This is a genomic window from Micromonospora craterilacus, from assembly GCF_003236315.1.
GTDB classification, from domain to species: Bacteria; Actinomycetota; Actinomycetes; order Mycobacteriales; family Micromonosporaceae; genus Micromonospora; species Micromonospora craterilacus.
Window position 1 is genome coordinate 1 of sequence record NZ_POTY01000400.1, and the last position, 3,167, is coordinate 3,167.

Consider the following 3,167-nt stretch of genomic DNA (forward strand, 5'->3'; position numbering starts at 1 on the left):
GGCCCGGGCCCTGGCCGCCCGCGCCGGCGTCGACGGGCTCCCGCCCGCCCGCCGACGTGGACACCTGACGGTCGTCGACGGCGGCCCGAAACCCGCGGCGGCATGACCTGCCGTCCTACCGAGATCGATAAGAGGAGTGGCACCCAGTGGGAGTGGAAAACCACAGCAAACCGCGGCGCCTGGCGGCCACCGCGCTGCACGCGGCCATCGAACAGGACTGGCGACGCGCCACCGCCGCCGTCGAGCGGCTCAACACCGAGTGCACCGCCGAGGGCCTGTGGGATGCCCTGGTCGGCTGGTGCGACACGTTCGCGGCCCACGCCGCCGGCGGCGACCACATGTTCGGAAGGGTGCGCCTGCTCGGCTGGAACACCGACACCGGCGCGGTCGGCGAGGAACCCCCGACGGCGTACGTCCGGTGGGCGCTCGACCTGATCGGCGCCCGCGCCGCCGGCGACATCGCCGCGTTCCAGGCCGTGGTGCAGCGCCTCAACGACATCGACGACGGCTTCGAGCGCGGCCGGTACGTCTCGGCGCTGCTCACGTCGATCGCGGAGACCATGCGAAGCCTGCCCCGCGGCTACGCGAACACGGGCCGAGCGCCGGCGGGCGGTGGTGACGGTGCCTGACTGGCCGCAGAGCCTCAACGCGCTGGCCATCCGCCGGATCCTCGGCCGGGCGAACTGGTCGACGCCGTTCCGGTTCGGGCCGGACGGCTGGCGTTTCGACCACCTCGACGGCACCGCCCGGATCCTCATCTCCGTCGACCAGCTCGACGACGTCGAGTGGGTGCACGCGTCCATCTCCCGGACCACCGAGATGCCCAGCTACGCCGACCTCAAGCTGCTGCACACCGCTGTCTTCGGCGACCGGTGGGCGTATCAGGTGCTCGCCCCACCCGCCGACCACGTCAACATCCACGACCGCGCGCTGCACCTGTTCGGCCGCCTCGACGGCCACCCCAGCCTGCCCGACTTCACCCGAGGAACAGGATCGATATGAGCGACCAGACCAGCACCACCGCGCCGGCCGACGCGCCGCCGACCGCGACGAGCGAGGGATGCGCCCACCTCGCCGCCGCCGAGACATACATGCAGAACCTCGACGAGTTCACGCGCCGCGTCGCCCAGAACCTCGACGAGGGGTACGTCGCACCCCACGTGACGCAGCAGTGGGCGGCCCGCCAGGAAAAGATGATGGAGGCGGCGCGCACCAACGCGCTGGTGTCCATCGCCGCGTCGCTGGCCGTGCTCGCCGGCAGGGCCCGCCCCCAGCCCGCTCCGGGTGGTGACAACGATGGAGCTTGAGATCCTGTGGCTGATGCTCGGCCTGGCCGTGCCGGCGGGGCTCCTGATGGCCTTCGCGAGGCTGGTCGACTCCGCGCTCTGGTCATCTCTGGCCGGCTTCCTGGCCATGCTCATCATGCTGGCCATGGTCGTGACCGTGGTACCGGAGTTCCTGGCGGTGCTCTGGTGACGGCCGAGCAGCTGCGCGCTGCGGCTGCGGCCTCGCTGCTGATCCCGATCCGGGTCCCCGCCACCGCGAGCGTGCACACCGAGGGCGGCATCCGGACCCTGGATCCGGACCACCCGCTGTACGACCGGCCGTGCCCGGTGTGCGGCGGCCGGCTGGGTGTGCAGCTGGTGGTCCTGGTCTACGTCGGTGTCTGTCCGGACGACCGTAAGTCCGCTGGGTACCACACCGGCGCCGCCGTCGCTGTCCACGCTGCGTGCGCCGTCGGCCCCGAGGCCACCGAGAACTGCGACGTCTGCCACGGCGACCCGGCTGCCGGCGGGCACCTTCAGGACGACGAGGAGTGGGCCGATCGTGGCCACTCCAGCCAGCCCGACTCAACGAGAGGAACAGGATCGATATGAGCGACCAGACCGGCCCGCCGCCGACCACGACCAGCGAGGGTGCGGCGGACGACACGGCGGATGGCCGAGCTGAGTACGTCATGAGCCGACGAGCCCGGATCATGCTCCTGATCTCCGCGCTCTGCTTCATCGCCAGCGTGGCCTACGACGTCAACGCGTTGAGGTGGGCCGGGTTGGGGTTTCTCGTGGTCGGGGCCTGGTGGTTCCGCCGGGACAAGCGGCACGACGACGGCGATGACTGACGACCCTCCGGACCCACCTGACTCGTAGCGGCGCTCTGCCGCTCTGATCGCCCTGCTCAACCCCTTCGGCGCGGCCACCTCGGCAGGTGGCCGCGCCTTGCTATAGCGGGAGAACCATAGATGTTGATCATTAGTCGGCTGGGCCGGGCGGGTGGCCACTAATGCCATGGGGGCGCATCGACGACCGGCTGGCCATGTCGGTCAAAGTTCGGGGCCTGGCCGACCCGGGCGCGACCGGTCTGCGCGCCAAACGGCAGCGCGCCGAGGCGCTCGGCGTGTGGGTCCAGGTCCTGTCCTGGGTGTCCGGCGAACGCAGCGACGGCTTCCTGACCCTGGACATCCTCGACCTGTTCGGCTGGGAGGAGGCCAACGAGCGGCTGTTCCGGGCCCGCTACGGCCGGGCGCCGCTGCTGCATCGTCGTGCCGACGGCGAGCAGTGCGAGTGCATGACCGGCCGCGTGTGGGTCGACGACTACGACTTCCTGATCCACGACTACCTCGACCGCAACCCGAGCCGTAGCGAGAACGACGTCCACAAGGCCAAGGCCAAGGAGCTCAAGAACGGCACGCTCAAGGCGGCCGTACGGGCACGGGACCGGGACATCTGCCGCTACTGCGGCCGCACCTGCCAGCACTCCGACCGTGTCTCCGACGCCGGCCTGACCTTCGACCACGTCGACCCCGAGGTGGCCGACGGCATGTCGAACCTCGTCGTGGCGTGCCGCGGCTGCAACCGCCGCAAGAGCAAGCGCACCCCCGAGGCGGCCGGCATGGTCCTGCTGCCCGCCCCCGGCGAGCAGCCACCCGCCAGCGCGGTACCTGGACCTGGACCTACGTCCGACCTAAGTCCCGACCTGGGTCCGGACCCAAGTCCCGACCTAAGTCCGGACATAGCTCCGGACCCAAGTCCACCACCCGACACGCCACCCGTGGCCAGCACCAACGCACCCGCATACCCACAGACCAGCGACGAGACCAGCGCCCCGACTCAGGTCGCATCGTCTCCCGGGACGGGACGGGCCGGGTCGGGCACCGCTCCCTCCACAGG

At 71.0% G+C, this 3,167-nt stretch carries 7 protein-coding genes; all 7 read left to right on the forward strand.

Annotated features, from left to right (window positions below):
• Positions 1 to 152: 152 nt before the first annotated feature.
• The gene (locus C1I95_RS32965; protein ID WP_111219915.1) at positions 153 to 629 is read left to right on the forward strand and encodes a hypothetical protein; all 477 of its coding nucleotides are present in this window, start codon (positions 153 to 155) and stop codon (positions 627 to 629) included.
• Positions 622 to 1,002 carry a DUF7694 domain-containing protein gene (locus C1I95_RS32970; RefSeq protein WP_146605936.1) on the forward strand — a complete coding sequence of 127 codons (381 nt, stop codon included), beginning with the start codon at positions 622 to 624 and terminating at the stop codon, positions 1,000 to 1,002. The genes C1I95_RS32965 and C1I95_RS32970 overlap by 8 nt, the downstream gene beginning before the upstream one ends.
• The gene (locus tag C1I95_RS32975) at positions 999 to 1,307 is read left to right on the forward strand and encodes a hypothetical protein (RefSeq protein ID WP_111219919.1); all 309 of its coding nucleotides are present in this window, start codon (positions 999 to 1,001) and stop codon (positions 1,305 to 1,307) included. The genes C1I95_RS32970 and C1I95_RS32975 overlap by 4 nt, the downstream gene beginning before the upstream one ends.
• Positions 1,297 to 1,476, forward strand: coding sequence for a hypothetical protein (locus tag C1I95_RS32980; RefSeq protein ID WP_111219921.1), 180 nt, complete (start codon positions 1,297 to 1,299; stop codon positions 1,474 to 1,476). Before C1I95_RS32975 ends, C1I95_RS32980 begins: the two co-directional genes overlap by 11 nt.
• Positions 1,473 to 1,877: a hypothetical protein gene (locus C1I95_RS32985; RefSeq protein WP_111219923.1), complete on the forward strand. Its 405-nt coding sequence runs from the start codon at positions 1,473 to 1,475 to the stop codon at positions 1,875 to 1,877. The genes C1I95_RS32980 and C1I95_RS32985 overlap by 4 nt, the downstream gene beginning before the upstream one ends.
• Complete coding sequence (locus C1I95_RS32990) at positions 1,874 to 2,119, forward strand: hypothetical protein (RefSeq protein WP_111219925.1); 246 nt, start codon at positions 1,874 to 1,876, stop codon at positions 2,117 to 2,119. Before C1I95_RS32985 ends, C1I95_RS32990 begins: the two co-directional genes overlap by 4 nt.
• Before the next feature lie 161 nt (positions 2,120 to 2,280).
• Positions 2,281 to 3,167, forward strand: an 887-nt coding sequence (locus C1I95_RS32995) for an HNH endonuclease (RefSeq protein WP_199524021.1), incomplete at its 3' end; no start/stop codon positions are given.

Bases quoted from the DNA above. Each gene is read 5' to 3' on its own strand.
- C1I95_RS32975 (WP_111219919.1), top strand. From the start codon at position 999: ATGAGCGACCAGACCAGCACCACCGCGCCGGCCGACGCGCCGCCGACC.
- C1I95_RS32980 (WP_111219921.1), top strand. From the start codon at position 1,297: ATGGAGCTTGAGATCCTGTGGCTGATGCTCGGCCTGGCCGTGCCGGCG.
- C1I95_RS32990 (WP_111219925.1), top strand. From the start codon at position 1,874: ATGAGCGACCAGACCGGCCCGCCGCCGACCACGACCAGCGAGGGTGCG.